24 protein-coding genes are annotated in these 26,439 nt (G+C 61.9%); 8 read left to right on the top strand and 16 right to left on the bottom strand.

The features are described 5' to 3' along the window. Nucleotides 1-203 precede the first annotated feature (203 nt). The 6 genes from O0882_RS03350 to O0882_RS03325 all read right to left on the bottom strand — a co-directional run bounded on the left by O0882_RS03350 (nucleotide 204) and on the right by O0882_RS03325 (nucleotide 7,049). A complete protein-coding gene (locus tag O0882_RS03350; RefSeq protein WP_289945347.1) occupies nucleotides 204-575 on the bottom strand; it encodes a flagellar protein FlaG in 372 nt (123 codons plus the stop codon). Between the two features lie 84 nt (nucleotides 576-659). Beyond that, nucleotides 660-2,150 carry a flagellin gene (locus O0882_RS03345; RefSeq protein WP_289945346.1) on the bottom strand — a complete coding sequence of 497 codons (1,491 nt, stop codon included), beginning with the start codon at nucleotides 2,148-2,150 and terminating at the stop codon, nucleotides 660-662. 340 nt (nucleotides 2,151-2,490) lie between these two features. Further along, complete coding sequence (locus tag O0882_RS03340) at nucleotides 2,491-4,062, bottom strand: diguanylate cyclase (RefSeq protein ID WP_289946802.1); 1,572 nt, start codon at nucleotides 4,060-4,062, stop codon at nucleotides 2,491-2,493. A gap of 201 nt (nucleotides 4,063-4,263) precedes the next feature. Further along, nucleotides 4,264-4,911 carry a response regulator transcription factor gene (locus O0882_RS03335; RefSeq protein WP_034753998.1) on the bottom strand — a complete coding sequence of 216 codons (648 nt, stop codon included), beginning with the start codon at nucleotides 4,909-4,911 and terminating at the stop codon, nucleotides 4,264-4,266. 30 nt (nucleotides 4,912-4,941) lie between these two features. Beyond that, nucleotides 4,942-6,444, bottom strand: coding sequence for a sensor histidine kinase (locus tag O0882_RS03330; RefSeq protein ID WP_289945344.1), 1,503 nt, complete (start codon nucleotides 6,442-6,444; stop codon nucleotides 4,942-4,944). 17 nt (nucleotides 6,445-6,461) lie between these two features. Then, the gene (locus O0882_RS03325) at nucleotides 6,462-7,049 is read right to left on the bottom strand and encodes a hypothetical protein (protein WP_141170410.1); all 588 of its coding nucleotides are present in this window, start codon (nucleotides 7,047-7,049) and stop codon (nucleotides 6,462-6,464) included. A gap of 115 nt (nucleotides 7,050-7,164) precedes the next feature. On the opposite strand from O0882_RS03325, the gene greB reads away from it, so the two are divergent. After that, nucleotides 7,165-7,731, top strand: a complete 567-nt coding sequence (gene greB, locus O0882_RS03320) for a transcription elongation factor GreB (protein WP_289945341.1) — start codon at nucleotides 7,165-7,167, stop codon at nucleotides 7,729-7,731. A gap of 69 nt (nucleotides 7,732-7,800) precedes the next feature. Next, entirely contained in the window at nucleotides 7,801-8,442 is a 642-nt protein-coding gene (locus O0882_RS03315) for a transposase (RefSeq protein WP_289945339.1), read from the top strand. Between the two features lie 55 nt (nucleotides 8,443-8,497). Here O0882_RS03315 and O0882_RS03310 read toward each other — a convergent pair whose 3' ends face one another. The 3 genes from O0882_RS03310 to gmk all read right to left on the bottom strand — a co-directional run bounded on the left by O0882_RS03310 (nucleotide 8,498) and on the right by gmk (nucleotide 11,758). Then, entirely contained in the window at nucleotides 8,498-10,780 is a 2,283-nt protein-coding gene (locus O0882_RS03310) for a bifunctional (p)ppGpp synthetase/guanosine-3',5'-bis(diphosphate) 3'-pyrophosphohydrolase (RefSeq protein ID WP_289945337.1), read from the bottom strand. A gap of 82 nt (nucleotides 10,781-10,862) precedes the next feature. After that, nucleotides 10,863-11,066: a DNA-directed RNA polymerase subunit omega gene (gene rpoZ, locus O0882_RS03305; RefSeq protein WP_010400723.1), complete on the bottom strand. Its 204-nt coding sequence runs from the start codon at nucleotides 11,064-11,066 to the stop codon at nucleotides 10,863-10,865. A gap of 53 nt (nucleotides 11,067-11,119) precedes the next feature. Beyond that, a complete protein-coding gene (gene gmk, locus O0882_RS03300; protein ID WP_077407781.1) occupies nucleotides 11,120-11,758 on the bottom strand; it encodes a guanylate kinase in 639 nt (212 codons plus the stop codon). A 211-nt stretch (nucleotides 11,759-11,969) separates the two neighbouring features. Between gmk and O0882_RS03295 the strand changes: the two genes are divergently transcribed. Next, complete coding sequence (locus O0882_RS03295; protein WP_289945335.1) at nucleotides 11,970-12,380, top strand: DoxX family protein; 411 nt, start codon at nucleotides 11,970-11,972, stop codon at nucleotides 12,378-12,380. Between the two features lie 4 nt (nucleotides 12,381-12,384). On the opposite strand, the gene O0882_RS03290 is transcribed toward O0882_RS03295, so the two are convergent. Then, nucleotides 12,385-13,275, bottom strand: a complete 891-nt coding sequence (locus O0882_RS03290; RefSeq protein ID WP_034787070.1) for a YicC/YloC family endoribonuclease — start codon at nucleotides 13,273-13,275, stop codon at nucleotides 12,385-12,387. 277 nt (nucleotides 13,276-13,552) lie between these two features. On the opposite strand from O0882_RS03290, the gene rph reads away from it, so the two are divergent. The 3 genes from rph (at nucleotide 13,553) to hemW (ending at nucleotide 16,283) form a co-directional block, all read left to right on the top strand. Further along, nucleotides 13,553-14,281: a ribonuclease PH gene (rph, locus tag O0882_RS03285; RefSeq protein WP_289945333.1), complete on the top strand. Its 729-nt coding sequence runs from the start codon at nucleotides 13,553-13,555 to the stop codon at nucleotides 14,279-14,281. A 137-nt stretch (nucleotides 14,282-14,418) separates the two neighbouring features. Then, nucleotides 14,419-15,012, top strand: a complete 594-nt coding sequence (rdgB, locus tag O0882_RS03280) for an RdgB/HAM1 family non-canonical purine NTP pyrophosphatase (protein WP_289945332.1) — start codon at nucleotides 14,419-14,421, stop codon at nucleotides 15,010-15,012. Then, nucleotides 15,009-16,283 (top strand): radical SAM family heme chaperone HemW, encoded by a 1,275-nt coding sequence (hemW, locus tag O0882_RS03275; RefSeq protein ID WP_289945331.1) that lies wholly within the window; start codon nucleotides 15,009-15,011, stop codon nucleotides 16,281-16,283. The genes rdgB and hemW overlap by 4 nt, the downstream gene beginning before the upstream one ends. Here hemW and O0882_RS03270 read toward each other — a convergent pair. From O0882_RS03270 to tal, 3 genes are all read right to left on the bottom strand, one after another. Further along, on the bottom strand, nucleotides 16,280-17,455 hold the full coding sequence (locus tag O0882_RS03270) for a tetratricopeptide repeat protein (RefSeq protein WP_289945330.1): 1,176 nt from the start codon (nucleotides 17,453-17,455) through the stop codon (nucleotides 16,280-16,282). The two genes, hemW and O0882_RS03270, sit on opposite strands and share 4 nt — an antisense overlap. Before the next feature lie 140 nt (nucleotides 17,456-17,595). Further along, nucleotides 17,596-19,335 (bottom strand): methyl-accepting chemotaxis protein, encoded by a 1,740-nt coding sequence (locus O0882_RS03265; protein ID WP_289945329.1) that lies wholly within the window; start codon nucleotides 19,333-19,335, stop codon nucleotides 17,596-17,598. Between the two features lie 232 nt (nucleotides 19,336-19,567). Continuing rightward, entirely contained in the window at nucleotides 19,568-20,503 is a 936-nt protein-coding gene (gene tal / locus O0882_RS03260) for a transaldolase (RefSeq protein WP_289945327.1), read from the bottom strand. 169 nt (nucleotides 20,504-20,672) lie between these two features. Here tal and O0882_RS03255 point away from each other — a divergent pair, with 169 nt between their 5' ends. Beyond that, on the top strand, nucleotides 20,673-21,335 hold the full coding sequence (locus O0882_RS03255) for a hypothetical protein (protein ID WP_289945326.1): 663 nt from the start codon (nucleotides 20,673-20,675) through the stop codon (nucleotides 21,333-21,335). A 51-nt stretch (nucleotides 21,336-21,386) separates the two neighbouring features. Here the strand turns inward: O0882_RS03255 and O0882_RS03250 are convergent, their stop codons facing one another. Together O0882_RS03250 and zwf are read right to left on the bottom strand one after the other, a co-directional pair. Further along, nucleotides 21,387-22,241 (bottom strand): SIS domain-containing protein, encoded by an 855-nt coding sequence (locus O0882_RS03250; RefSeq protein WP_071075885.1) that lies wholly within the window; start codon nucleotides 22,239-22,241, stop codon nucleotides 21,387-21,389. A gap of 211 nt (nucleotides 22,242-22,452) precedes the next feature. Continuing rightward, nucleotides 22,453-23,925 (bottom strand): glucose-6-phosphate dehydrogenase, encoded by a 1,473-nt coding sequence (gene zwf / locus O0882_RS03245; RefSeq protein ID WP_096237414.1) that lies wholly within the window; start codon nucleotides 23,923-23,925, stop codon nucleotides 22,453-22,455. A 563-nt stretch (nucleotides 23,926-24,488) separates the two neighbouring features. Between zwf and O0882_RS03240 the strand changes: the two genes are divergently transcribed. Next, on the top strand, nucleotides 24,489-25,442 hold the full coding sequence (locus O0882_RS03240; protein WP_289945323.1) for a chemotaxis protein: 954 nt from the start codon (nucleotides 24,489-24,491) through the stop codon (nucleotides 25,440-25,442). Between the two features lie 94 nt (nucleotides 25,443-25,536). On the opposite strand, the gene O0882_RS03235 is transcribed toward O0882_RS03240, so the two are convergent. After that, the gene (locus tag O0882_RS03235; RefSeq protein WP_289945322.1) at nucleotides 25,537-26,433 is read right to left on the bottom strand and encodes an SMP-30/gluconolactonase/LRE family protein; all 897 of its coding nucleotides are present in this window, start codon (nucleotides 26,431-26,433) and stop codon (nucleotides 25,537-25,539) included. Between the last annotated feature and the right edge of the window lie 6 nt (nucleotides 26,434-26,439).

Here is a 26,439-nt window from a genome sequence, read left to right as displayed (position 1 = left end):
AGCTGTTATCGGCAGAATCAATCAAGACTTGAGAGGGGGATTTACCGCGCTGTTTTCAGCGGGAGCGGAAAAGCGGGCGAGAGAAAGGTGGGTGTTGCTGTATTTGCAATAAAAAGACAGGGCCGGATAGCCAGGCTATCGTGCCCCGTGGTCGTGCCGATGCGTGCTGTCACGATGCTGTCCGTCCGTGTGCAACGCCATTATTATGCGCTTTGACTGATCAGCGAGCCTTTGGCCGAGTCAAAGGTCTTGGCCAATTCCAGGGCTTCTTTGGTGGGTATCTGGCGCAGTACTTCCTTGGTTTCCTGGTCGATGACCTTCACCACCGTGCGCTGGCTGTCTTCGTCGATGGAAAATTCAATGCCTTGCGTCTTCATTTGCGACGACTGGTTCAGCGCCGACACCGCCTTGGTCAACTGTTCCCGGCTCGGTTCCTTGTCGGCTTGCTGTGGTGCAACCGTGCCGTTTTCCGTGGCCGTGCGTGGCGCTGCCGGGCGCGCTGCCGACGTGTCCGCAGACACATAACTCTTGTCTATCCTGGCCGCGGAGGCGGCCGCTATCGTGTCGATAGTCATGGTGCTCTCCTAGTGAAAATTCCCCTGCCGAAAAAATCCGGCAGGGGAATCAGAGTCCTGCGCTGTTGCCTGACTAATCGGAGATTAGCCGCGCAGCAGGCTCAGGACGCCGTTTGGCAGCGAGTTCGCTTGCGCCAGCATGGCCGTACCAGCTTGTTGCAGGATCTGGCCGCGGGTCATGTTGGCCGTTTCCGCAGCGAAGTCGGTATCGACGATGCGGCTGCGCGATGCGGACAGATTTTCCGTGGTCGATTGCAAGTTGGAGATCGCCGAGCTGAAGCGCGATTGCAAAGCACCGTACTGGGCGCGTTGGCTGTTCACCGAAGCCAGGGCGGCGTCGGCGATTTTCAGGGCCAGTTGTGCGCCGTCGAAGGTCGTCACATCCAGCGATGCCACGTCTTTCAACACGGATGCGCCCTTGGTACCACCTGTACCTGCAGGCAGCAGGCCCGACGTGGTGTCCGTGACCTGGTAGCTTTTTTCCGAGTCGAACGTAATGCGGCCGTTTGCTACCGCGCTGGTGGCGGTTGTCGTCAAGCCCGTGAACGAGGTCGTCAGGGCGTCTTTCACTGTTGGCGTGTCGACTTTATAGGTCGCCGTAGCGAAGACTGTGTTGCCACCACCTTTGGTATTGGTGAGGCTGATGTCATTACCAGAGGCATTGGTCAATTTGATGCCGCTATTCGTGGCGTCATACTGTGCCGTAACACCCGTTTTGGAGGTCTGGGCATTGATCGCATTGATGCCCGATGCATAATCGCTAGCCGTGGTGCCGCCGCCCATGGAGAACGAGACGGTCACGGCGTTTGCTGCCGTATTGTCCGAGGCGATCGTGAACGAATACGATTCCGAGGCACCCAATTTGAGCGACATATCGGTTTTTGCCGATGCCGTGACGCCGGTGCTCGCCGTTGCCTTGTTGACGTTGGCGGCGATCGATTTCGCCGTGTCGGTGGCCGCCGTGGTAATTGTCGCGCTACCCAGCGAACCGTCCACTTTGACCGAACCGGCAGTCACGTTTGTCGTAGCGATAACGGCTACAGCATCGTTTTCTACGCGGTTGTCGCCATAGGTGTTGGTCAGGAAGTTGGCGCCGCTGGCCGAGATCAATTGGTTGGCGTTTGCGCCGACCTGGAAGTTGGCCGTGCCCATGCTGCCGTCAAGCAAATTCTGGCCGTTGAACTGGGTGGTTTGGGCGACGCGGTTCAGTTCCGAACCGAGTTGGCCGACCTCTGTTTGCAAGGCTTGGCGGTCGCTGGCGGTGTTGGTCGAGTTCGACGATTGCACGGCCAGTTCGCGGATACGTTGCAGGATGTCGCCCGAGGTGGACAACGCGCCTTCGGCCGTTTGCGCCAGCGAAACGCCGTCGTTGGCATTGCGGGTCGCTTGGGTCATGCCGCGGATTTGCGACGTCATACGGTCGGAAATCGCCAGACCAGCAGCGTCATCCTTGGCGCTGTTGATGCGCATGCCGGAGGACAGGCGTTGCAGCGAGGTGCTCAGGGCCGACTGCGAGGTCGACAGGTTACGTTGCGAATTCAGGGACGAGATGTTGGTATTAATTACTGCAGCCATGATGTTTCTCCAGACAGGTACTACATTGCGCTATGTGCTAGTCACTTTGGCCTGCCCCGCTGTTCCGGGACAATCAAGCCGCTGTTATTTAGGGTAACGGTTGCTCTGCAGGAAAATTTATGGCGAAAAGCGCTTTAAATTTTAATTTTCAGCCCTTCAGTTTGCGGCTGGCCGCGCGCTAGACGGCATGATTTAAGGAAACTTGAGGGTAAAAATAGTTTTATTTTCATATCGCGTGCATGCCGGCGAAGCGCAGGAAGGGTAGTGATTATTGTTGTTTTGATATAAAAAATGCCGTCCGGCCGGGTGGCGGGACGGCATGGCGTGCAGTGGGCCGTAGCTATTCCGCCACCACCACGCGGTTCTTGCCCGTCTGCTTGGCCTGGTACATGGCGCGGTCGGCGCGCTTGACCAGCTCGGCCTGGTCTTCGTTGGGCAGGCGCAGGGCCACGCCGGCGGAAAAGGTGATCAAGACTTTCTCGTTATCGTGCAGGAAGAAATGCCGGGTCAGCTCGCGCTGCAAGCGCGTCATCGTCGACGAAGCTGCCTCGACCGTGGTTTCCGGCAGCAGGATGAGGAATTCCTCGCCGCCGAAGCGGGCGATGACGTCCATCGAGCGCAGGGTTTCCTTGACGATCTTGACCAAGTGTTTCAACGCGGCATCGCCGGCCAGGTGACCGTAGGTGTCGTTCAGGCGCTTGAAATCGTCCAGGTCCAGCATGGCGATGCACAGCGGCGTGCCGCGCCGGTCGGAGCGGGCCGTCTCGCGCTCGAACACATCGTCCAGGCCACGGCGGTTCAGGCTGCCTGTCAGCTGGTCTTCCCGCACCAGTTCGCTCATATGCTGCAGCTTCGCTTCCAGGGTGTGGATGCGCTGTTCCGCATCCTGCACTTCCTGGCGCGCCAGCACCATCTTGTCGCGTGCGCGCAGGGCTTCGTTCTGCACCATGCGCGTTTCTCGCAAGACTTCGTCGAGAACGCTGTTCAATTCGCTGATATTTTCCGCCTGGCTGATCTTTTCCGAATAGCCGCCGATCTTTTCATGGAAGTCGCCCGTGCTGGCCGCCACTTGCCCCAGACGGTCGATGAAGGTCATCATCATGTTCTTGACCGTCAGCTTGACGTCGGACAAGCTGTGCTTGAGCTGGCTTTGCTTGTAGATGACTTCCTTCAGGCTGCGCGTGGCGTCTTCCAGCGCGCGCTGGTCGAGCGGGCCGGCGATCAGGTTTTGCACGGCATCGACCTGGCCGCGCAGCCAGCTGTCGTCGTCGAGCAATTGGCTGACGTTGTCCAGCAGCAATTTGAACAGGCGCAGCAGCAATTCCTGCTGCTCGGCCGTATCGCCGCTTTTGAGTTCGATCTGGTAGCACAGCTGCTTCAGGCGCAGCGCCGCGTCGTTCAGCGCCTCTTCCGTGTGCGCCAGCTTGATGGCCGCGCCCAGCGATTCGGCTTCTTCCACCAGCGCGGGCGTGCCCGTCAGCAAGGTGGCGACGGCAAAGCCCAGGGTACGGCTGAGCAATTCACGCAGGGTGCGCGTCTGTTCACCGTCCGGCAGGGGCGGCAATTCGATGCCGCCACCCTTCTTGACCTGTTTTTCCGCCAGCTGCGCCAGGGTGCGCGCATAGCTGTCCCAGTCGCGCGCTTTCAGTGCCCGCTGGAAACGGCGGCCAAAGTCACCCAGTTCGCCCGCCGATTCGCTCATCTTGGCAGCGAACTGCGTCAGGACGTTTTCCGCGCCGCTCTCCGTGGGAGCGCTGGCGGCCAGCACGGCAGCCGGGGTGGCAGGCGTATCGGCCGGTTCGCTGATGCCGGCGATTTCATTGTAGATATCGCGGTAGGCGCTGGGCGTGGGGGCGATGCGGCGCGTGGCCAGGCGGCGAAACGCTTCGCGCGCGATATCGGCCGGGTTCATCGCCGCGGCGGCGGCGGTATGCGTGGCGCCAGCGGGAGCGCTTGCTGGTGAAGATGGCAATTTACTGGACATGTAGGCACAGCCTTTTCAGATATTTCTCATTATCCCCATGATAGGCGAGTTGGCAAAGAACTTATTGTGCGAGAAGCAAGGAGAAGTCCTGTCAATTCGTCCGATGCCAGCGGGCATGCCGCTTTGCCGTCAATCCACCAGCTGGTTGCGGATGGCGTAATGCGTCAGTTCGGCGCTGTTCTTGAGTTTCATCTTGACCAGCAAACGGGCGCGGTACTCGCTGACGGTTTTCACGGACAATTTGAGCTCTTCGGCAATGGCGCCCACCGCCTTGCCCGAGGCGATCATCACCAGGGTCTGGTATTCGCGGTCCGAGAGCGTGTCGTGCAAGGCCGTTTCGTGGTCTTCGCCCACCGTGTTGGCCAGTTCCTGCGCCAGCGAGGCACTGATGTATTTCAAGCCTTGCGCCACCTGGCGGATGGCCGTGACCAGTTCGCGCGGCGCGCTCTGTTTCGTCAGGTAACCAGCCGCGCCCGCCTTGAGCGAACGGATGGCGTACTGGTCCTCGCGGTGCATGGAGAGCATCAGCACGGCCAGTTCCGGCTTTTCCTTCTTGATCTGTTTGAGTACCTCGATGCCGCTGCGGTCGGGCAGGGAGATGTCGAGCAGCAACACCTGGCATTTCGAGCCGCGGAACAGTTTGATGGCGTCGTGGCCATTTTCAGCTTCGCCGGCCACGATGATGTCCTTCGTGTCGGCGAGGATTTGCTTCAAGCCTTCGCGCACGATCGCATGATCGTCGGCGATGAATACCCGGATGGTGGCTTTTTCTTTCATGACTGCGTTGTTTCCTATCTAATTCACCCACTAGGCCGCTTCTGGCGGCGGCCCGCTGTGCGCGGGCGCACTGGCTGCAGCCGCTATTATCGCCTCTCGCGGCGTGGTCAGCCGGATTTTTATGCTCAGGAGGGTGCCGCCATCGGGCCCGTCCACCAGGCTCAGGGTGCCGCCCAGTGCGGCGGCGCGTTCGGCCATGCCGCGGATGCCGAACGACTGCGGCTTGGCGCGGTCGGACAGGCGCATGCCGACGCCATTGTCGGCGATCGACAGGCTGATATGCTGGCGCTGCCGGGCCAGGCGCACGCTGACCTTGCTGGCCTGCGCATGCTTGGCGATATTCGTCAGCGCCTCCTGGGCGATACGGAACAGGCTGGTCGCCAGGTCCAGCTCCAGTTCGATATGCTGGCGGTTCGACATGAACTGGCATTCGATGCCCGCCTGGCGCGCGAATTCCTTCACCTGCCAGTCCAGCGCGGCAACCAGGCCCAGGTCCAGCATGGAAGGGCGCAAGTCCAGCGAAATACGGTGCACGGCGTCGATGCTGCGGTCGACCAGGTCATCGACATAATCGGCCTTTTCCTGCAGCAGCGTATCGTCCGGCGGCAGGCGGCGCGCCAGCATGGCCAGCGCCATCTTGATCGCCGTCAAATTGCCGCCCAGGTCATCGTGCAGTTCGCGCGCCAGGCGCGTGCGTTCATGTTCCTTGACCTTGTCGATATGCGCCGTCAGCTCGGCCAGGCGGGCGCGCGACTGGCGCACTTCGATCTGTTCCAGCCGGCTTTCCGTGATATTCGTCATGATGCCTTCCCACTGCACCGTGCCGTCGGCCAGCGCGCGCGGCGTGGAGCGCAGGTTGATCCATTTGACATCCTTCCAGGCATCGATCCAGATGCGGCCTTCCCAGTTCCAGCTCCACAAGGCGTTTTTTGACGCCTGCATCGATTCCAGATACGAGGCGCGGTCGTCGGCCAGGATCAGCTGGTAGAACAGTTCCGGGCACGCGTGCAGCTGTGCCGGCTCCAGGCCCAGCAAGGCCTGGCAGCCATCGCTCAGGTAGGGGAAGGCGGCGCGCCCATCCGCGTGCAGGCAGAACTGGTACACCAGGCCCGGCGTATTCGAGACGATGGCGTTGAAGCGCGACTGGACCTGCGCCAGGGCGGCGGCCGTCGCCTGCGGCGTGCGCAAGTCTTCGCCCTCGGCCAGCAGCAGGGTGCGGCCCTGGCGGCGGGCGCGCGACAGGTGCAGGCTGAGCGAATACAGGCTGCCATCGCGGCGGCGCTGCTGCACGTGCAGCAGCGCTTGCGCGCCGATGCTGTCGTCCAGAGGGGCCAGCACGGCGGCCAGCTGCTGCGCGTCGAGCTGTGGCGCCAGGGTGAAGGGCGTCATCGCCAGCAATTGCTTGCGCGCATACTGCAAGTTGTCGCAGGCGGTATCGTTGGCGTCCAGCAATTGCAAGCTGACCGCGTCGTACAGGTAGATTTCCCGCGCCGCCGCGCGCAGGGCGGGGGCGAGCCGGGGAGTATCGTGCATGGGATGGCCTTTCTTCATCAGCGGCGGGCGCGCCAAAAAGCGGCGAAGCGGCGCAGCACTCTGGCTGGGCGCGAATTATGGCGCCCTGGCGTGCCCTTGCGCAAGCGCTGCCACCAGGCGCGGCGGGCGCGGCCCAGCGCGGCCGACAGGCGGCTGACCCGTCGCCATGGACGCGTGGCGCGCAGGCGGGCGATCCAGCGGTCCTTGGTTTCCATAAATAAACCGTGCCAGCGCGCAAACCACGGCAAACTGAGCAGGGTAGGGCGCGTCAGCTTGTACAGGCGCGCGACGGCGGCCGCGCCGCCCAGCTTGGCGATGACGATCACGCCGATGCCGGAAAATGCATGGCCGCGCGCGATCGCCAGCAGGGCCAGCAGTTTGACGGGAAACAGCAGCACGGCCGGTAGCACGAAGATGGCCAGCGCCCAGTACGGCGGCAGGCGCTTGATCCACGTTTCGAGCGCATGCAGGGGCGGAAATTGCGCCACCACCTGCATGATGCGCGCGCCCGTCGCCCACAGCCATTCCTCGATCAGCAGGCAGATGGCGGCCAGGTAGACCAGCGGCGCAAACAGCCAGCGCCTGACTCTGTAGAATTTTTTCATCCGTCTCCGTGTGCGGCGCCGGTTTGCCGCGATTGCCACGATGATACGTCAAAAAAGCCCGTTTGCCCCCGCATCCCGTGTGCCTGCGGCTCGCTGGCGGGGCTACAATAGGCGGATGAATAAAGCCTTTGTAAAAGAATCCGACAACGACGACGATGAAGAAGCGGCCGCGCTGGCGCTGGCCATTCCCGCCGGCGCGAAGAACTACATCACGCCGGCCGGCTACCAGCGCATCAAGGAAGAGCTGCTGCAGCTGATCGACGTCGACCGTCCGGAAGTGGTGCGCATCGTCCATTGGGCGGCGTCGAATGGCGACCGCTCGGAAAATGGCGACTATATCTACGGCAAGCGCCGGCTGCGCGAAATCGACCGCCGCATCCGCTTCCTCACCAAGCGCATGGACCTGGCCGCCATCGTCGACCCCAGCGTGCACCATGGCAACGACCAGGTATTTTTCGGCGCCACGGTAAGCTACCGCACCAGCGACGGCGAAACGCACACCATCACCATCGTCGGCATCGATGAATTCGACCCCCTGAACGGCAAGATCAGCTGGGTCTCGCCCATGGCCCGCACCATCACCAAGGCGCGCGAGGGCGACCTCATCACCCTCAACACGCCGCAGGGCGAACAGGAGCTGGAGTTGCTGGAAGTGACGTATCCGGCGCCGGGGGAGGGGTAGTTTGCGGTGACGCAGGGTTAGTCTTGGCAAGCCTGTCACGCTGGGACTTTCCTTGGCAGGAGAGCGACCATGGCACGCGTCCCGCGTTTGTTTATGCCTGGCATGCCATTGCATGTGGTGCAACGTGGGGCGGACAGGCAAATCTGCTTCTTTGAACCCGCCGATTTTCTCTGGTATCTGCAACAATTACAACGACACTCGCGTACGCAAGGCTGCGCGCTGCATGCCTATGTGCTGATGACGAATCATGTGCATTTGCTGCTGTCTGCGGCGAAAGTCGAGGCCGTTTCTCAGTTGATGAAGTCGTTGGGACAGGAATATGCGCATTACATCAACTGGCGCCGTCATCGTACCGGCCCCTTGTGGGATGGGCGCTACAAATCCTGTGTGGTACAGGATGCGACTTATCTGCTGGTTTGCCAGCGCTATATAGAACTCAATCCGGTTCGCGCCGGCATGGTGCGGTATCCGGGCAATTACAAGTGGTCCAGCTACCGTTGCAATGCTGAAGGGCGAATCGATCCGTTGATTGAGCCGCATCCGCTTTATCTTGATCTTGGCAACAGTCCGGGTGACAGACAGCAGGCGTATGCTGCTTTGTTCCAGGCAGAAGATGCGCTTGCGTTCCAAGCATTGCGTGACGCTAGTCGTGGCAATGCTGTTGTCGGAAGTAGCGCCTTCGTGCAAGAAAATCAAACCCGCAAAGCTTAAAGGCTGGGGTCGGACCCTGAGGGTCCGACCCCAGTCTCTGCTCTTGGGTTAGTTCTTAATTCCGTTCGCGCAGGATGCGGTTGACGCCCGCTACCCGGCGCACATTGCGCAGCAGGGCGGCCAGGTGGACGCGGTCTTTCACCTGCACGGTGAAGCGCAGCTGGTCGAGGACGTTGTCCTTGTCTTCGTCCATACCCACATAGATGATGTTGGCGTCGGACTCGCCGATTTCGGCGGCCACGCGGGCCAGGATGCCCCGTTCGCTGTTGATCAGTACCTTGATGCGGCAGTCGAAGCGGCGGTTCAGTTCTGTTCCCCAGCGCACGGCGATCCAGCGGTCCGGTTCCTTGGCGCGCTGGCGCTTCGCTTGCGAGCAGTCGCTCGTGTGCACGAGCAGCCCCTGGTCGCGGCGCAGCTGGCCGATGATCTGGTCGCCCGGTATCGGCAAACAGCAAGGCGCCAGCTGCACCGAGACGCCTTCGCTGCCGCAGATGGTAACGGGGTCGAGTTCGCTGCCGTTATTGTGTTCCACGGGCATGCTGGCCGCTTCGCCGCCAATCAGGCCAAAAATGTGGCGTGCCACCAGGGTGGCCATGCGCTTGCCGATGCCGATGTCCGCGTACAGCTCGTCCATGGAATTGGCGCTCGATTCGTTGAGCAGGCGTTCGACCAGAGGTGCTGGCAGGTCGGCGTCGATGTTCAGGGCGTGCAGCGCCTGCGACAGCAGTTGCTGGCCCAGGGCAATCGATTCGGGCAGGTTGATCGTGCGCAAGTGGTGGCGGATGGCCGAACGGGCCTTGCCTGTGCGTACGAACGACAGCCAGGTGGGGCTGGGTCGCGACGAGGAATCGGTGATGATCTCGACGATGTCGCCATTGTGCAGCTCGGTGCGCAGCGGCGAGGTTTCGTTGTTGATCTTGACGGCCACGGTCTGGTCGCCGATGCCCGTATGGATCGAATAGGCGAAGTCGATGGCCGTGGCGCCGCGCGGCAGGGCGATGATCTTCGACTTGGGCGTAAACACGTAGACGGAATCGGGAAACAGGTCGACCTTGACGTGTTCGAGGAATTCGGCCGAGTCGCCCGTCTGCTGCTGGATGTCGAGCAGCGATTGCAGCCACGCATGCGTGCGCTGCTGCAGGTCGGACGGGTTCGATTCGCCGCTCTTGTACAGCCAGTGCGCCGCCACGCCCGATTCGGCTGTGCGGTGCATTTCCTGGGTGCGGATCTGGAATTCGACGGGCGTGCCGTACGGGCCGATGACGGTCGTGTGCAGCGACTGGTAACCGTTCAGCTTGCGAATCGCGATGTAATCCTTGAACTTGCCCGGCATGGGCTTGTACAGGCTGTGCAGGGTGCCCAGGGTCACGTAACAGTCGGCAAAGCTGCCCACCACCACGCGGAAGCCGTACACGTCCAGCACTTGCGAGAACGACAAATGCTTGCTGCGCATCTTTTTATAGATGTCGTACAGGGTCTTTTCGCGGCCCGTGACGTCGGCCTCGAGTTCGGCCATGGACAAGGTGCTTTTCACCGCTTCCATGATCTTGTTGACCACTTCGCGCCGATTGCCGCGCGCCGCCTTGACGGCTTTCGCCAGGGTGCGGTAGCGCATCGGGTACAGGTGCGAGAACGACAGGTCCTGCAGCTCGTGGTAAATATTGTTCAGGCCGAGGCGGTGCGCGATCGGCACGTACACTTCCATGGTCTCGCTGGCGATGCGGCGTTTTTTTGCCGCCGTCATGAAGTCCAGCGTGCGCATATTGTGCAGGCGGTCGGCCAGTTTGATCAGGATCACGCGCACGTCGGACGCCATGGCCAGCAGCATCTTGCGGAAGTTTTCCGCCTGCGCTTCGATCTGGCTCTGGAATTCGATCTTTTCCAGCTTCGACAGGCCGTCGACCAGGTGCGCCACGGGTGCGCCGAAGCGTTCGATCAATTCTTCCTTCTTGACGTCCTGGTCTTCCATGACGTCATGCAGCAGGGCGGCCATGATGGCTTGCGCGTCGAGTTTCCAGTCAGCGCAGATTTCGGCGACGGCGATCGGATGCGAGATATACGGCTCGCCCGAGCGGCGCATCTGGCCCAGGTGCATTTCGTCGGAGAAGCGGTAGGCTTCCTTGACTTTTTTCAGGTCGGCGGGGGACAGGTATTCGGCCAGCTTGTCGGCCAGGTGGCTGACGGAGGCCACGCCCAAGGCGGGTGCTGGCGGTGTCGCGGAGGCAGTCCCGGCGGACGTGCCAGCACCGGACGCGGAAGCGCCCTGTGATTTTGCCGCCTGGCGCGGGGCCAGAGGCGGCAGTGCTGCAGAAGTCGTGTCGGCTGGAGTCAGACTCATAAAACGTCGCGTTGCTTTACAGTGTGAATAAACGATACGGTAGAACCAGGGGTCAGCACTGTTCCGGCACGCGGCTTCCCAATTACATCGGGACCTTTTTCAGCATTTCGATGCCGACTTTACCGGCAGCGATTTCACGCAGTGCGACAACGGTAGGCTTGTCCTTGGCTTCCACTTTTGGGGTGTGGCCTTGCAACAACTGACGTGCGCGGTAGGTTGCAGCCAGGGTCAGCTGAAAGCGGTTAGGGATCTGTTTCAGGCAATCTTCGATGGTGATACGGGCCATAGTAACTCCTAATAGTGGTGCGTGGCGCTGTGTGAACTGGCGTGCAGAGACGATTATTCTGCGTGCAGGCCCAGCTGGGCGAATAGCGATGCGTTGCGGGCCGCTTGTTGCGCAAACCGGCAACGGGCCGCTCTCACGATCGCGCTCAGTTCGGACAAAGCGACCGTAAACTCTTCATTGATAATAACATACTCGAACTCGGGAGCGTGTGCGATTTCGCCGCCGGCCGCCAGCAGGCGGCGCGTGATCACGTGCGGCTCGTCCTGGCCGCGCTTGTTCAGGCGCTCTTCCAGCGCATCGATCGATGGCGGCAGGATGAAAATGCCGGCCGCGCGGGGGAATTGCTTGCGCACCTGGCGCGCGCCCTGCCAGTCGATTTCCAGCAGGATGTCGGTGCCGGCCAGCATTTGCTGTTCCACCATGATGCGCGAGGTGCCATAGTAATTGCCATGCACTTCCGCCCATTCCAGGAACTCGCCCTGGTCGGCGCGCGCGACAAAGTCTTCCGCTGTCGTGAAGTAGTACTCGCGGCCGTGCTGCTCGCCCGGACGGGGCGCGCGCGTGGTGGTCGAAATCGACAATTTGATGCCGGGCTCTTGCGCCAGCAATGCATTGACCAGTGTCGATTTGCCGGCGCCCGATGGCGCGGCGACCACGAACAGGCTGCCGGAGAAGGCGGTAGGGTGGCTCATGCGGATCTTTCCATATGCGTGTGATGGCGGCGTGTGCGCTTGCGTGCGCGCCGCCCAATTCAGTATTTTACCAAGAGGCAAGGCGACCAGCCAGTCCCCCGATGCGCCTTGCCGCCGCGTCTACACATATTTTGCTTGTTATCTTGAGGGAATAGTTATTTAATTTGGAATGGTTTTTTCTTGATAACTATTTTGCCGACAGGATGCACGCATGAAAAATTTCCCATTTCTCAGTGTTGCCCAGGCCATGCTGTTGCTGCGCGTGGCCATTGCCGTGATGTTCATGGCGCACGCCATTACGCGCATCGCCAACGGCACGATTCCTCGTTTTGCCGGTTTCCTGGAAGACAAGGGATTTATCTGCGGCCTGGCTGTGGTGTGGGCGATTACCGTGGTCGAGATCGTTTGCGGCAGTTTGCTCATCGTCGGCAAATACACGCGCTGGGCGGCGGCCGGGCTGATGGTGATCTGCGTCGGCGGCATCGCCATCGTGCATGCGGCCAAGGGCTGGTTCGTGGGCGAACATGGCGCCGGCGGCGTGGAATACAGCATCGTGTTGTTTGTCGCCTGCGTCGTCATCGCCGCCAGCGACAGGGGGCGCGCCGCAACGCGCCTGGCCTGAAGGATTATTCCAGGTTCTGCACCTGTTCGCGCATCTGTTCGATCAGCAGCTTCAAGTCCATCGAGGCGTCCGCCAGTTCCTTGACGGAAGCCTTGGCGCCCAGCGTGTTGGCTTCGCGATTGAGTTCCTGCATCATGAAGTCGAGGCGCTTGCCCACTTGCCCGCCCTTGGTGAGGATGTGGCGCGTTTCGCCCAGGTGGGCCGACAGGCGCGCCAGTTCTTCCGAGACGTCGATGCGGATGCCGTACAAAATGACTTCCTGGCGGATGCGCTCCATGGCGTCCTGGCGCGACAGGGCTGAATTCGAGCCCTGGCTGGCCAGGCCCAGCGCATCCTGCATGCGCTCGATGGCTTTTTGCTGGAAGGCCGCCACCACCTGCGGAATCAAGGGCGTGATGCGCTTGACGATGGCTTCCATCGCTTCGATGCGCGACACCAGCACCGCTTCGAGCGCCGCGCCTTCGCGCTTGCGGCTGTCGACGAAGGCCGCCACGGTGCGTTTGGTCAGCGCGCCCACGTCCGCCTGCAGGGACTCTTGTCCCACTTGCGCTTCTTCGATGATGCCCGGCCAGCGCAGCAGTTCGGCCACCGTCATGACGGGGGCTGAGACAAAATGCTGGCCCACTTCGTTTTGCAGGCGCGCCAGTTCGGCTAGCAGGGGCAGGTTCAGCGCCTGCGTGCCGGCCGTCGCGGCCTTGCGGCCAAAGCTCAGGCGTACCTCGACTTTGCCGCGCGTGATGGCGGACATGACGGCGGCGCGCAAGTCAGGCTCCAGCGCCCGCAAATCGTCGTTGATGCGGAATTGCAGGTCGAGAAAGCGCGAGTTGACGCTCTTGATTTCAATTGTCAGTGTGCCTGCAGCACCTTCGCTGGTGGCAACCGCGTAGCCTGTCATGCTTGAAATGCTCAAAGGATTCCCCGATTTGGTCTTGTATACAGTCACTTATACACTTAATCAGCCAGCGCAGGCAATACCGCCCGCGCTGCAAAACAGGACCGAAGTGCGCGATGGCCTGAAAATTGCTGAATAGTGTGCGTTTTACGGCATTGTAAAGAAAATTGTGTTTGGTGGGGCAGGATTGTAGGGATCTTGTGCGCGGGCCGCCCTGCGCTGTGTCATGGCGACGCGGTGGTAAAATCGCGGCCGCAACCCCAATCACACAGGACACCCCATGACATTTGAATCCCGCCCGAGCGGCCGCGCCGTCGACGCGCTGCGCGCCATCCGTATCACCCGCCAGTACACCAAGCATGCCGAAGGCTCGGTGCTGATCGAGTGCGGCGACACCAAGGTCATCTGCACCGCCAGCATCGAAGACAAGGTGCCGGGTTTCCTGAAGGGCAAGGGCCAGGGTTGGTTAACAGCCGAGTACGGCATGCTGCCGCGCTCGACGCACACGCGCATGGACCGCGAAGCGGCGCGCGGCAAGCAGTCCGGCCGCACGCAGGAAATCCAGCGCCTGATCGGCCGCTCGCTGCGCGCCGCCTTCGATCTGCAGGCGTTCGGCGAACGCACGCTGCACCTCGATTGCGACGTCATCCAGGCCGACGGCGGCACGCGCACGGCCTCGATCACGGGCGCCATGGTGGCCGCGTATGACGCGTTTTCCCAGCTGCAGGCGCGCGGTGCGATCACCGCCATCCCCGTGAAAAGCTTTGTCGCCGCCATCTCGGTAGGCGTCTACCAGGGCATGCCAGTGCTGGACCTGGACTATGTGGAAGACTCGGGCTGCGACACGGACATGAACGTGGTGATGACAGAAGCGGGTCACTTCATCGAAGTACAGGGCACGGCCGAAGGCGCCGCGTTCGACCGCGCCGGCATGAACCGCTTGCTGGATCTGGCGCAGGGCGGCATCGCCGACCTGATCACCCTGCAGAAGCAAGCATTAGGGATCTGATCTTTACATAGATTTACATCTTTTTGCCATCGCGCCGGGCAAAAATCCCACACCTGCCGCCGTTGAGCGCGGCGGCGGGGCGAGGTGAGGGGGGCGCAAAAGGTTTACAATGTCGGCACTTCAACCGGACTACTGACATGACCCAACGCCTCATTCTCGCCTCCAACAACGCCGGTAAGCTCAAGGAATTCAACGAGCTGCTCTCGACCATCGGTTTTTCCGTCCACGCCCAGGGCGAGTACGCCGTGCCGGAAAGCGACGAACCATTCCACACCTTCGTTGAAAACGCCCTGCAAAAGGCGCGCCACGCGTCCCGCCTGACGGGCTTGCCGGCGCTGGCCGACGATTCCGGCGTGTGCGTCAATGCGCTCGGCGGCGCGCCCGGCGTGTATTCGGCCCGCTATGCGGGCGAGCCGAAATCGGACGCCGCCAACAGCGCCAAACTGATCGCCGACCTGGAGGCGCATGCCGACAAGTCCGCGTATTACTACTGCGTGCTGGTGTACGTGCGCCATGCGGACGACCCGCAGCCGGTGATCGCCGACGGCCGCTGGAATGGCGAAATGATCGCCATTGCGCGCGGCACCGGCGGCTTCGGCTACGATCCGCATTTCTTCATTCCCGCGCTGGACAAGTGCGCGGCCGAACTGACGTCCGATGAAAAGAACGCGTTGTCGCACCGTGGCCAGGCCCTGCGCGCGCTGGTCGACAAGCTGCGGACCCTGCGATGATCCCGATCAAACTGGTGGGCGCCGTTGCCAAGTCGGCAGCGAAGCCCGGAGCCTCGCCCGCGCCGCAGGAAGGCATTTCCGGCGCGGCCGGAGCGGCCCTGAAGTACCTGCAGCCGGGCGCGCTGAACCTGACGGCACTGCCGCCGCTGTCGCTGTACATCCATTTCCCGTGGTGCGTGAAAAAATGCCCGTATTGCGATTTCAATTCGCACGAGGTGCGTGGTGACTTGCCGGAAGCGGAGTACCTGGCGGCCCTGCGCCTGGACCTGGAAATGGCGCTGCCGCTGATATGGGGCCGCAAGATCCACACGATTTTCATTGGAGGCGGCACGCCCAGCCTGATGTCGGCGGCGGGGCTGGACCGGCTGATGTCGGACGTGCGCACCCTGCTGCCCCTGGAGCCCGATTGCGAAATCACCATGGAAGCCAATCCGGGCACCTTCGAGGCGGAAAAATTCAAGTCTTACCGGGCCAGTGGCATCAACCGCCTGTCGATCGGCATCCAGAGCTTCAATGGCCGCCATTTGCAGGCGCTGGGGCGCATCCATGACGACAACGAAGCGCGCCGCGCGGTGGACATCGCGCACGCGAACTTCGACAATTTCAATCTCGACCTGATGTACGCGCTGCCCACGCAAACCCTGGCCGAGGCGCAGCAGGACCTGGAAACGGCATTGTCGTTCGCGCCGCCGCATTTGTCGCTGTATCACCTGACGCTGGAACCGAACACCCTGTTCGCCAAGTATCCGCCCGCGCTGCCGGACGACGACGCCAGCGCCGACATCGCCGACATGGTGGCTGAGCGCGCGGCGCAGGCCGGCTACGGCCGCTACGAAGTGTCGGCGTATGCGCAGCCGGGCCGCCAGGCCAGGCACAACCGCAATTACTGGGAATTTGGCGACTACCTGGGCATCGGCGCGGGCGCGCACTCGAAAATCTCGTTCCCGCACCGCGTCTTGCGTCAGGCCCGCTACAAGCAGCCGCGCGCCTACATGGACGCGGTACTGGCCGGCGTGCCGGTGCAGGAAGAGCGCGAGCTGGCACGCGAGGAGATGGGTTTTGAATTCATGCTCAATACCCTGCGCCTGACGCAGGGTTTCTCGCCGAACCTGTTCGCCGAGCGCACGGGCCTGGCCATCAACGCCATCGACAAGCCGCTCAATGCGGCCGAAGCGAAAGGCTTGCTGTACCGCGACCATCAGGTCATCCGCCCGACTGAACGGGGATTGTGCTTCCTGAATGACCTGCAGCAGATGTTCCTGGAAGATTAATGCGTGCTGAGGGTGCGCAGGCGCTGCAGCTTGGCCGCATACAGCCCGTGCTCGCTGCGCGTGGTGCTGTTGTCCATCGCCAGTTCCAGCTGCCGGTCCGCCTGCGCGAGTTGGCCCAGGCGCGCATACGCCTGCGCCAGCCAGAAGTGGAATTCATGGTAGTACGGGTCGCGCGCGATTTCGCGTGAAAACAGGCGGATCGCCTGTACGTAATCGTTTTGCTGCATGGCCGCCTTGCCCAGGTTGAAGTAGTGGAAGGGTGGCTGCGGCTGCAGCGCCAGCAGGCGCCGGCGCAGCGGCAGCGCTTCATCGGGCAGGCCGGACGCTTCCAGCGCTTGCGCCAGGTTCGACAGCAGCACCGTGTTGTCCGGCGCGCGCATCAGCACATGGGCCAGCGTGCGCCGCGCTTGCGCCAGGTTGCCATGGCGCAGCTGGATCACGCCCAGCGTGTTGTAGGCGCCGCTGAACGAGGGATCCTGCTGGAGGGCCGCCCTGGCCCACCAGTATGCCTGGTCCAGCTGGCCCTCGCTCATGGTTTCGGCGGCGCGGTTGTTCATGTACATGGCCAGCACGGTCGCTTCGCTGATTTCGCGCGTGCGGTAGCCCGCCACGTCGCCGGACGGCAGGAAGTCGATCACCATCATGCCCTTGGCGTCGTAGTTATTCGGATTGTCGCCCAGGCGCTGGCCCAGCACCAGGTTGACGTGGCCGGCGACAAAATACATGTCGCCGCTGCGGCTCCAGCTTTCTTCGCCCAGCACCTCCTGGTAGCGCACCTGCAAGCCCAATTCATGCGCCAGCGCCGCCGTCATGATCACCAGCGACAGGCAGTTGCCCTGGCGCGCGGAGAACGTTTCGCGCGCATTGCGCGTCATGGCCGCATCGTACTCGAGTTTCAGCTTGCTCTTGTCGTACAGGGCGTCATACAGGGCCGCGCGGTCATTCTTGTTGCGCGCCTCGCGCCGCACTTGCGTGCGCACATACTGGCGCATGGTCTCGTCGATGGCAAAGACCTGGCCGGCATCGATGGCGGTGGCCGGCGCAAAATCGCTATCGTTGAAGATGGGGGGCAAGCTGACGGGCGGTGCGGCGGCGCAGGCGGCCAGCGCGGCGCAGAGGAGGACGGCAAGCAGGCGCATGACGCAAGAGGCGGAAGCAAGATAGGGGCGCATGGTCTCTCCCTGGAGGCGCCGGCTGTCTCATGTCGCGGTGGCGCGCCAGTCCCACCTGAAGCCAGTATCGGCGCGCCTGGCGCCGCTGTCAAATAGTTTCAAGCACCTTGCCGCCGCCTGCACGGTGCCTGACAGCGGGCTTAAAACTCTTCCCAGTCCTGCTCGCTGGCGACGTGCGATGGCGTTTTGTGCGCCGCAGCACCGGCAGCCTTGGGTGCGGCCGGCTTGCTGGCCGTCGCCTGGGACTGGCGCTGCGTTGCCAGCCGCGGCGTGGCGGCGGTGGCGGTCCTGGCCGGCCGCGCGGCGCGTACCGGCGCCACTGCCGGTGTCACGTGTTCGAGCTGGAAGCCGGCCGCCACCTGCGCCAGGCGCGCCGCCTGATCCTGCATGCTCTCGGCCGCCGCCGCCGCTTCCTCCACCAGAGCCGCATTTTGCTGCGTTACCTGGTCCATCTGCGCGATGGCCTGATTGACCTGGTCGATCCCCATGCTTTGTTCGGCGCTGGCGGCAGTGATCTCGGCCATGATGTCGGTGACCCTGCGCACGCTGTCGACCACTTCGCCCATGGTGTTGCCGGCCTGCTGCACCAGCCGCGTGCCGTTGTTGACCTGTTCCACCGAGTCGCCGATCAGGGTCTTGATTTCGCGCGCCGCTGCCGCCGAGCGCTGCGCCAGGCTGCGCACTTCCGTGGCCACGACGGCAAAGCCGCGCCCCTGCTCGCCGGCACGCGCCGCTTCGACGGCCGCGTTCAAGGCCAGGATATTCGTCTGGAAGGCGATGCCGTCGATGACGCCGATGATGTCGACGATTTTCGTCGACGCCGTGTCGATGGCGCCCATGGTATCGACCACCTGGCTGACGATGCTGCCGCCCCGTTCGGCCACGCTGGACGCGGCAACCGCCATCTGGTTGGCCTGGCGCGCATTGTCCGCATTCTGCTTCACGGTGCTGGTCAATTCTTCCATCGACGACGCCGTCTCTTCCAGCGAACTGGCTTGCTGCTCCGTGCGCGCCGACAAATCCTGGTTGCCGGCGGCGATTTCGCCCGATGCCGTGGCAATCGCGTTGGTACCCGTCTGCACTTCCGACACCACCTTGCGCAGTGCCTCGTTCATGCCGTGCAACGCACGCATCAGGTCGCCGATTTCATCGCTGGCCGTCGTACCGAAATGCGTGCGCAAGTCGCCCGCGGCGACCGTTTCTGCCACCTTCACGGCCGCCTGCAGGGGCGCGGTGATCGAACGCGTGATCAGCCAGGCACAGACGCTGCCCAGGGCCACCACCAGCGCGCACAGCAGCAACAACAGGGTGATGCTGCGCTCATTGGCTGCCTCGATGGCGTGCGCCGTCGCGTCGATGGCCTGGCGCTGCTGCGCCAGCAGCGCCTTGACGTTGTTCTGGTACTTGGTGGCGGCGGGCGCGAAGCTGTCGCGGTAAGTACTTTCCGCCAGGGCCGCATTGCCGCCCCTGCGCGCGTTCATCACCTGGGTCTTGGCATCCTGGTATTTGACGCGTTCCGCGATGGAGGCCTTGAAGATGGCCTTTTCTTCCTCACTGACGAGCAGGGTTTCGATTTTCTTCAGCAGTTCGCTGCCCTGTTTCGTGCTGTCGGCGATGGTGTCGGCAAACACGCTGGACAGGGTTTCATCCGTGCTCCGGGCAATCATCGAGGTGCGCGCGATGGCCGAGTAAATCAGCACATACCAGTCCGATACCAGGCGTTCCTTGGCCAGCGGTTTTTCCATCATTTCCCGGGTCGCTTCGGCATTCACGCGGGCACTGTACAGCGCGTACGAAGTGGAAATTACGGACAGCAACAGTACCAGCGCGAAGCCTGCCGCCAGGCGGGTGCCGATACGAAGGTGGGAGAGGGCATGCATGGTCATAACTCCTGTCGCAGAGGGGATTTAATTGCCTGTGCGACATAGTATGCACCGATAAGTGACCAAGAAGTAAGCAAAAAATTGGCCTGTTTTGCTCACTGTTGCTGCCACGCCCGTGCTACAGATCGCCCGCCGGGCGCTCCCTTTCACGAAGGCGGGCGAGGGCGAGACGGAAAAAAAGCGGCGCCGTGCAGTGCACGGACGCCGCTTTTTGCGGGGGCATAGGCGATTAACGCAGCGCCGCGATCATCTGTTTCAGCTTGCCGGAATCGACGCAGAAGGCGCGGATGCCTTCGGCCAGCTTCTCCGTCGCCATCGCGTCTTCATTCATCATGAAACGGAAGGCTTCTTCGTTGAGCGACATGTGCACGACGTTGGTCGATGGCGCCGCTTCGGCGCTCAGCTTGCGCTCCACGGAGGCATCGCTGTCGGCGAGCTTTTGCAGCAGGTCGGGGCTGATGGTGAGCAGGTCGCAGCCGGCCAGTTCGAGGATTTGCGAGGTGTTGCGGAAGCTAGCACCCATCACCTCGGTCTTGTAGCCGAACTTGCGGTAGTAATTGTAGATGCGCCGGACCGACTGCACGCCCGGGTCTTCCGCGCCCATGTAATCGATGCCCGTCGATTTCTTGTACCAGTCGTAGATGCGGCCGACGAACGGCGAAATCAGCTGCGCGCCCGCTTCGGCGCAGGCGATGGCCTGCGCCAGCGAGAACAGCAGGGTCATGTTGCAGCGGATGCCTTCTTTTTCCAGGATGGCGGCGGCGCGGATGCCTTCCCAGGTGGAGGCGATCTTGATCAGCACGCGCTCGCGGGCAATGCCGGCGTTCGAATACAGGGCGATCAGGTCGCGGCCCTTGGCCACCGTGCCATCCGTGTCGAATGACAGGCGCGCATCGACTTCGGTGGAGACGCGGCCGGGGATGGTTTGCAGGATTTCCACGCCAAACGCGATCAGCAGGCGGTCGATGATTTCGGCGGTGGAGGCGTGCGGATGGTCGCGCACGGCCTTTTCCAGCAGCGGCTTGTATTCATCCTTCTGCACGGCTTTCAGGATCAACGACGGATTCGTCGTCGCGTCGCGCGGCGTGTAGGCCTGAATCGATTGGAAGTCGCCGGTGTCGGCCACCACGGTAGTAAATTGCTTCAGTTGTTCGAGTTGGTTCATGGCTGCACGGGAAAGAGTGAATGGGCTTGCCGGACTATTGTACCGAATCCATTGCATGTGGGACCCACTATTGTCTTCCCCCTGGCACTACTTGCCTAATTGAATCTTGCTTTTTTGGGAATGCACGCATAATTGCCCGGACTTGTCTGTTTTATACATTTTTCTGATCATGAAAAAATTTATCCTCATCCTGTTGTCTCTGTCCATGCTGGCCGCCTGCAATGCCAGGGAGCAGGATGATCGATTGCAAAAAGAGTTAAGTGAGCAAACTTTCACGACCACTTCCTATAACTACACGCCGTACGATCTGTATTCCATTGCGTACAAGGAAATCTCGCTGCCCTTCAATATCGAAGACGCGCCCAGTGGCGGCTCCATTTTTTTTCGCGACGCAAGCGAGAGGACACTGGATAATGGTGAAAAAGTTGCCGTCAGCAGTGGCAATTGCTGTTTAAGCTGGGACCGGCCGGTCGACAAACCGCTGAGAGTGCGGGTGGTGTGGAGCGTGGTATTCGATACGAGCTACCACGATGGAAAATCGAGTATGTCTTATGATGAGCGCACTTCCAGACAAGGTTCTCCTGGCAGCCGCTGGTGCCAGGCCGTGGTCGACATTCTTCCCGCGACAGGTCCAGATCGCCCGGACACCGTGCTCTTGCACTTTCTTTCCGATGGCACGGTGCAGGCACGGCTGGGAACATTCAAGACCGATGCGCCGCTTGCTGCCTCAGAGGTGAAATCGCATGCCGCGCGCCTTCCCCAGGGGCAGTTCTGCCGGCAAGAAATTGAGAATCCTTTCTATGGCATTCCCCGCAAGCCGCATCTGGAATGACGGATGGGCAAAGCGACTGCGCCGCTCAGCGCGGCTGGCACCGGTGAGGGATCAACCGATGAAGGAGTCGAACTGCATGTCGAATTCCTGCAAGGCCTTCTGTGCATTCTGCATCTTCTTGCGGAATTCAGGCCCGCGTTGCAGGGCCAGGCCCACGGCCAGCACGTCGATCACCACCAGGTAGGCCAGGCGCGCGGAAATCGGGGTGTAGGGGTCGGTGTTGAAGACCAGGTCGATCGGGATCAGCACCGTCGCCAGGTCGGCCAGCGGCGTGCCCGATGGGGCCAGCACGATGACGTCGGCGCCGCCGCGGCGCGCCAGTTTTACTGAGCGTACCAGGGCGGGACTGTTGCCGCGCTGCGAGATGGCCACCAGGCAGTCGCCGCCGCGCAACAGGGCTGCCGCGATGCTGTGGATGTTCGGGTCGCTGTAGGCCACCGTCGGCACGCCCGAGCGGAAGAATTTGTGCTGCGCGTCGGCCGCGACGATGCCGGAGGTGCCCTGGCCATAGAATTCGATCTTGCTGGCGCGCGACAGGATGTCGAGCGCGCGCTGGATCGCTTCCGGGTTCAGGTTGTTGCGCAGGTCGAGCAGGGTGTTGATCGAGCGGCTGCAAATCTTGTTGACCAGGTCGGCCGCCAGGTCGTCCTGTGCCGGCTGCTCGTTCGCGCCCGGCATGGCCAGGGCCAGGCCCTGCGCCAGTTTCAGCTTGAATTCATGCCAGCCGTCATAGCCCAGGGTGCGGCAAAAGCGCACCACGGTCGGTTCCGACACCTGCGCGCTTTTCGCCAGCGCCGTGATGTTCTGGCTGACCGTCTGGTTCGGCTGGTCAAGCACGGCCAGCGCGACCTTCTTCTCCGACTTGGAGAGCGAATCGAGCTGGGTGCGGATGGAGTCAAGCAGCATTAAATTAGTCTTCTGTTTTCGGGAAGCGGTGAAGCAGGGGTTTCGCGGAGCACCGCTCCGCGCCTGCGTAACGGCCTGCCCATGCATGGGCAGGCTCCTTGCCTTGCCAAACTAGTCTTCGGGCAGGGGTGGAGCAGGGGTTTCGTGGAGCACCGCTCCGCGCCTGCGTAACGGCCTGGCCTTGCAAGGCCAGGCTCCTTGCGCTTCCAAACTAGTCTTCAGGAAGCGCTTCTTCACGCCACTGCAAGCCATCGCGGCCGATCAGGGCGCTGGCCGCGGCCGGGCCCCAGGTGCCTGCCGTGTAGGGAATCGGCGCGCTGTCGTTCTGTTCCCAGTGGTCGAGAATCGGCTCGACCCATTCCCAGGCCGCTTCCAGTTCGTCGCCGCGCATGAACAGGGTCAGCTGGCCGCGCAGGACGTCGAGCAGCAGGCGCTCGTAGGCGTCCATGCGCGGCGTCTTGAACGATTCGCGGAAATCGAGTTCCAGTTCCGCCGGTTTCAATCGCATGCCGTCGCCCGGGGTTTTCGCCATCAAATTCATGCGCAAGCCTTCGTCCGGCTGCAAACGGATCACCAGGCAATTCGGCTGGAAGCTGGACGTGGGCTGGTTGAAGATCGAGTGCGGAATTTGCTTGAAGCGCACGACGATTTCGGCCAGGCTGTCGGCCATGCGCTTGCCCGTGCGCAGGTAGAACGGCACGCCGGCCCAGCGCCAGGTGTCGATTTCCGCCTTCAGCGCGACGAAGGTTTCGGTGCGCGAATGTTCCGGCGCGTCCGGTTCGTCGCGGTAGCTCGGCACGGTGGCGCCATCGACGTGGCCGGCGCGGTACTGGCCGCGCACGATGTTTTGCGCCAGGGTGGTGGGCGTGAATTTTTTCAGCGAGCGCAACACTTGCAGCTTTTCATCGCGCACGGCGTCCGGCGCGATCGAGGTCGGCGGTTCCATGGCGACGATGCACAGCAGTTGCAGCAAGTGGTTCTGCAGCATGTCGCGCAGCGCGCCCGAGGTGTCGTAGTAACCCATGCGGTTGCCCACGCCCAGCTTCTCGGCGATGGTGATTTGTACGTCGGAAATCCATTCGCGGCGCCACAGCGGTTCGAACAGGATATTGCCGAAGCGCAGGGCCAGCAAGTTCTGCACGGTTTCCTTGCCCAGGTAATGGTCGATACGATAGATCTGCGATTCCTGGAAGACCTTGCCCACTTCGGCGTTGATCTGCTTGGCGCTGGCCAGGTCGCGGCCCAGCGGTTTTTCCAGCACCACGCGCGAATTCGGCGTGACGAGGCCGTTGTCTTCCAGGTTGTCGCAGATCAAGGCAAACAAGTGCGGCGGCGTGGCCAGGTAGTACACGCGCGTCAGCTCGGCATCGCCGCGCAGCGCTTCGACCAGCGGCGCGTACGTTGTCGCATCGCTGGCGTTGAGCGATACATACACGATGCGCGCGCAGAATTTGCTCCAGGTGGCGGCATTCAGGGTGCTGGCCTTGATGTGGGGACGCGAGTTGGTCTCTACCATCTTCAGGAAAGCATCCTGACCGCTGTCCTGGCGGCCCACACAGATGATGCGCGCCGTCGGCGGCAAATCGTTCGCGACGTCGCGCGCATACATTGCAGGCAGCAACTTGCGCATTGCTAAATCGCCGCTGCCGCCAAACAGGACCAGGTCAAAATCGGTAAGTGCCATAAGTGAGTGTCGTCGCAAAAGTAAAAGAGCCGGAGCGGGGAGGAGGCCGACCGGAAGTGCCAGTCTGTCGTTACTATATTCGGTGGTGTAAATTTACTACGTAGAACAGGCAATTGCAAGAAATTTTACTACATTCCATGCACTGGCGTCGCCATTTTGCCCCGTATGCTGGCAGGCGGCGCTGGCAGGGCCATTATATGCCGTTCGCTGGCGCGGGTATGTCGTCACGTTTGGCGCAGGGCTTTTCAAAGCAACCATGGTTGTCAGGGAAATTTTCGGTTCTCTCCGTCATCATTTGCGCTGTAGCAACAAGCAAATCAAGAAATGCTGTCAGGATCGCCGTTAGCAGCGTAAAGTAGCTTTGAAGAAAGTAAAAAAACGTATAATTCAAGCTGAAATCGATAGCAACTATTGGTTGTAAGAAATTGTACGATACATACTGCACCGTTAGCGCCGGCCATGCCCCGAACCCGCCATCCGACGTCTGTGCGACGTGCAGTCCGCACTGTCCGCAGCATCAGGGGCAGGCGACTTAACTTTACAAGACGGCTTAAGGGGACACAATGAATTCAATGCAGCAAGATGTCGATGAACGCACCAGCCTGACAGGCAATAACAAATTCGAACTGTTCCTGTTCAAGCTGGGCACCAGTGATCACTCGACTAGCCGCGAACTGTTCGGCATCAATGTGTTCAAAGTCCGTGAAATCATGGAAATGCCGGCCATTACGGCGGTGGCCGGGTCGCACCCGCACATGCTGGGTGTGGTCAATATTCGTGGCCAGATTGTGCCCGTGATCGACTTGCCGATGGCGGTCGGCTGCAAGAGCAGCGGCTTGAAGATCCTGATGGTGACGGAATTCGCCCGCTCGACACAGGCGTTTGCCGTGGAAGAGGTCGATGAAATCGTGCGTCTGGAATGGAACCAGGTGCTGTCGGCCGAATCGAGCGTCGGTGGCGGCCTCGTCACCAGCATCGCCCGCCTCGATGGCGACACGGACAAGACGCGCCTGGCGCAAGTGCTGGACGTGGAGCAAATCCTGCGCAACGTGCTGCCGTCGGGCGATCCCGATGTGGACCAGAACAGCATCGGCCCGCAAGTGCGCTTGCCTGCCGGCGCCGTGATCCTTGCGGCCGACGATTCCTCGCTGGCCCGCTCGCTGATCGAGAAGGGCCTCGAAGCGATGGGCGTGCCCTTCATCATGACCAAGACGGGCAAGGAAGCGTGGGAACGCCTGCAGGCGATCTCCGCCCAGGCGGCGACCGAAGGCAAGACGGCGAAAGACAAGGTCGCGCTGGTGCTGACCGACCTGGAAATGCCGGAAATGGATGGCTTCACCCTGACGCGCAACATCAAGAACGATGGCCGCTTCTCCAACATCCCCGTGGTGATCCACTCGTCTCTGACGGGCTCGACCAACGAAGACCACGTCAAGGGCGTGGGCGCCGATGGTTATGTGGCCAAGTTTGTGGCGGCGGAACTGGCCGATACCATTCGCAAGGTGCTGGCGCGATAATTTCAATCCAAGGTCGAAAAGCTGGGGTCAGACCCCCGGGGGCGACAGCACAAGCCTCTGAGTTAGCGGCATTGAGGGTCTGACCCCGGAACTATTACGCCTGGTAAGCCGTCTCCGGCTGGCCCGCCACGTCCACGCGCACGGACAGCACGTGGCCCGTCAACGGGTAGTCGGCGAGTTCGGCGGCGGAACGGTTGTGGCTGGCGCTGGTGATGTACAAGGTGCGCAGGTCGGGGCCGCCAAACGTCAGCATGGTGGGGCAGCGCACGGGCACGGTAATTTCACCGAGCAAATGGCCATCGGGGGCGAAGCGTAAAATCTTGCCGCCTTCAAACATGGCCGACCAGTAATTGCCTTCGCTGTCGACGGCCGCGCCATCGGGGCGTCCGCCGTAGTCCGCCGCTTTTTTATCCGTGGAAAAGCGCTGGAATGGTTGCGGCTCGGAAATGGCTCCCGTGACCGCGTCGAAGTCGAAGCGGTCGATGCGGTGCGTGGTGGTATCGGCGTGGTACATGGTGCGCCCGTCCGGGCTGAAACCCAGGCCGTTCGACACGGTCATGCCGCCGGACCAGACCTTGCGTACTTGTCCCTTTTCCAGCACGAACATTTCAGCCGCATCGGCGCTGCGTGGCTCGAAAATGGTGCCGACCCAGAAGCGGCCGGCAGGGTCGACCTTGCCGTCGTTGAAGCGCGTGGTGGCCATGTCGAACGGTGCCGGGGCGATTTCCGCCAGGCTGCCCGTCTTCGTGTCGAGGTGGGCAAAGCCACTGCGCAAGGCCACGATCAGGCCGCCGCCCGCATTGATGGCCAGCGCCGACGGTTCCGTCGGCATGCTCCACTGTTCATGCTTGCCGCTGGCCGGGTGCAAACGGTGCACGGCGCGGCCATCGATATCGACCCAGTACAGGGCCGCTTCCTTGCCATGCCATAGCGGGCATTCGCCCACTTGCATGGGCTTGTCGCTGACTACTTTAATTTCGTAAATATTCATCTATCT

Source organism: Janthinobacterium sp. SUN073, assembly GCF_030397665.1.
Lineage (GTDB): Bacteria > Pseudomonadota > Gammaproteobacteria > Burkholderiales > Burkholderiaceae_D > Janthinobacterium.
Note: the sequence above shows the minus strand (reverse complement) of the source record. Positions and strands in the feature narration are given on the sequence as shown.

Coding starts and splice junctions, on each gene's coding strand:
- O0882_RS03350 (WP_289945347.1), bottom strand. CDS start 575: ATGACTATCGACACGATAGCGGCCGCCTCCGCGGCCAGGATAGACAAG.
- O0882_RS03345 (WP_289945346.1), bottom strand. CDS start 2,150: ATGGCTGCAGTAATTAATACCAACATCTCGTCCCTGAATTCGCAACGT.
- O0882_RS03340 (WP_289946802.1), bottom strand. CDS start 4,062: ATGAACCCGGCCGATATCGCGCGCGAAGCGTTTCGCCGCCTGGCCACG.
- O0882_RS03335 (WP_034753998.1), bottom strand. CDS start 4,911: ATGAAAGAAAAAGCCACCATCCGGGTATTCATCGCCGACGATCATGCG.
- O0882_RS03330 (WP_289945344.1), bottom strand. CDS start 6,444: ATGCACGATACTCCCCGGCTCGCCCCCGCCCTGCGCGCGGCGGCGCGG.
- O0882_RS03325 (WP_141170410.1), bottom strand. CDS start 7,049: ATGAAAAAATTCTACAGAGTCAGGCGCTGGCTGTTTGCGCCGCTGGTC.
- greB (WP_289945341.1), top strand. CDS start 7,165: ATGAATAAAGCCTTTGTAAAAGAATCCGACAACGACGACGATGAAGAA.
- O0882_RS03315 (WP_289945339.1), top strand. CDS start 7,801: ATGGCACGCGTCCCGCGTTTGTTTATGCCTGGCATGCCATTGCATGTG.
- O0882_RS03310 (WP_289945337.1), bottom strand. CDS start 10,780: ATGAGTCTGACTCCAGCCGACACGACTTCTGCAGCACTGCCGCCTCTG.
- rpoZ (WP_010400723.1), bottom strand. CDS start 11,066: ATGGCCCGTATCACCATCGAAGATTGCCTGAAACAGATCCCTAACCGC.
- gmk (WP_077407781.1), bottom strand. CDS start 11,758: ATGAGCCACCCTACCGCCTTCTCCGGCAGCCTGTTCGTGGTCGCCGCG.
- O0882_RS03295 (WP_289945335.1), top strand. CDS start 11,970: ATGAAAAATTTCCCATTTCTCAGTGTTGCCCAGGCCATGCTGTTGCTG.
- O0882_RS03290 (WP_034787070.1), bottom strand. CDS start 13,275: ATGACAGGCTACGCGGTTGCCACCAGCGAAGGTGCTGCAGGCACACTG.
- rph (WP_289945333.1), top strand. CDS start 13,553: ATGACATTTGAATCCCGCCCGAGCGGCCGCGCCGTCGACGCGCTGCGC.
- rdgB (WP_289945332.1), top strand. CDS start 14,419: ATGACCCAACGCCTCATTCTCGCCTCCAACAACGCCGGTAAGCTCAAG.
- hemW (WP_289945331.1), top strand. CDS start 15,009: ATGATCCCGATCAAACTGGTGGGCGCCGTTGCCAAGTCGGCAGCGAAG.
- O0882_RS03270 (WP_289945330.1), bottom strand. CDS start 17,455: ATGCGCCCCTATCTTGCTTCCGCCTCTTGCGTCATGCGCCTGCTTGCC.
- O0882_RS03265 (WP_289945329.1), bottom strand. CDS start 19,335: ATGCATGCCCTCTCCCACCTTCGTATCGGCACCCGCCTGGCGGCAGGC.
- tal (WP_289945327.1), bottom strand. CDS start 20,503: ATGAACCAACTCGAACAACTGAAGCAATTTACTACCGTGGTGGCCGAC.
- O0882_RS03255 (WP_289945326.1), top strand. CDS start 20,673: ATGAAAAAATTTATCCTCATCCTGTTGTCTCTGTCCATGCTGGCCGCC.
- O0882_RS03250 (WP_071075885.1), bottom strand. CDS start 22,241: ATGCTGCTTGACTCCATCCGCACCCAGCTCGATTCGCTCTCCAAGTCG.
- zwf (WP_096237414.1), bottom strand. CDS start 23,925: ATGGCACTTACCGATTTTGACCTGGTCCTGTTTGGCGGCAGCGGCGAT.
- O0882_RS03240 (WP_289945323.1), top strand. CDS start 24,489: ATGAATTCAATGCAGCAAGATGTCGATGAACGCACCAGCCTGACAGGC.
- O0882_RS03235 (WP_289945322.1), bottom strand. CDS start 26,433: ATGAATATTTACGAAATTAAAGTAGTCAGCGACAAGCCCATGCAAGTG.